We start from the raw sequence: 1,451 nt of genomic DNA, 5'->3' as shown, positions 1-1,451 counted from the left end.
TCGCCCCAAAAGTGGCACGCTCGCCCGTGCTTCATATGACTTTTGTCGATTCATTGACCGATGCGCAACGCAAAGCGAGATTATTGGACAATTTGCCCGTGCTGTACGAAACACCACCGCGCGCACTGGTGCTGGCAGGGGACTGGAGCCATCGATCGCCGGTGAATTGGAATGCGCCAGGCCAGCCACGGCCCGTGGACAGCGCAATAGTGACGGCCTTGGCTAAATTATCTTCTGTCACCTCGATTTGGATACCAGCGTATCCGGCTCGTCAACCACGGGTCAGTGGAACACCGTGGGTAATCCCACTGCACGAGGCAGCTTTTCCGACTTGGCCGACGACATGGTGGCTGTGGCGGCAGATTGTGCCACAAACTGAGCTTGTCAGTTGGGTGCGAAGTGACTGGCAAGAAGTCGCGGCGGGGGGAGCGCCGGTGACCATTGACGGGGGTGCTGGTTTTGTGGAAGTGTCCGATAAGTTGGCGCTGACATTACCAATGCAGCTTGCCGGTGTAGCGGAGTTGAGGCTGGATGAATGGCATGGTTGGCGACTCAAAGGATTGCCGTATCCTATTGGCGCCAATGGCCAGTTTTTTCGACGCACACCGACCAGCATGATGTCCAGTACCTCTTTTGCGGAATTGGGCAGTCAAAATCCCGTTCTGTGGAAAGATACCATCGTATTTGTGGCCCCCCTCGGTGATCGTTACAGTCAGCTGGCCGCCCTTGATACCTTGGCCCTACTGACGGGCGCTTATGACTGGCGTCCGGCATGGGCAATCTGGGGTTGGCTTGTGCTGTCAATGATATTTGTCAGCTTATTGCTGTGGTTGGATAAACGGTTTTCGCGTGGCACCAGTGTACTGGTTCACAGCTTTGCCGTCTTTGCCCTCTTGAGTGCCGATTATGCACTGGCGGCCTTGCACCATTGGTGGCTTGGGTTTTCGGGACTGGCCGTGTGGTGGTCTGCGGTGTGGGTACTTTATCAATTGGCTTATGCTGCCCAACGGAGAAAGGAAGGACTGTACCGAATGCGGGACGAGGCACAGCAAAAATTGGCTGAAGTTGCCCGTGAAAAAGGGGAATTTGACGCGGCATTCGCGCATCTAAAAGATTGTCGTTGGAGTGTCTATGTGGCGGATTTGCTGGCTGCATTGGCGGCTGATATGGAAAGTCGTCGCGCTTATGCGAGCGCATTACGCGTCTATCAATACATGTCGGAGCAATCTGGCGAATGGGCCAAGCGTTTGTCAGGTAGAGTCTCGAGACTGAAGCAGGCCATGGAGGTGGTTTCTGGAGAACGTCCAGCTTCTGGGGCGCAAACACTTATCCTTTCGGCAAAAGACATACACCCGCCCAAGCTTGGTCGATATACGATTGAGCGTGTGCTTGGTCAAGGCGCGATGGGAACGGTGTATCTTGGCAGTGATCCCAAAATTGGCCGACGCGTG

General features: G+C 55.0%; 1 protein-coding gene. It reads left to right on the top strand.

All coding sequences use genetic code 11. The features are described from left to right. Positions 1 to 35: 35 nt before the first annotated feature. The coding region (locus tag D6694_05225) for a hypothetical protein (GenBank protein ID RMH45014.1) at positions 36 to 1,451 on the top strand (1,416 nt) is incomplete at its 3' end.

The sequence above is a fragment of the Gammaproteobacteria bacterium genome (assembly GCA_003696665.1).
Classification (GTDB): Bacteria; Pseudomonadota; Gammaproteobacteria; order Enterobacterales.
The sequence above is the reverse complement of the archived record's forward strand: the minus strand, read 5'-3'. Positions and strand labels throughout refer to the sequence as shown.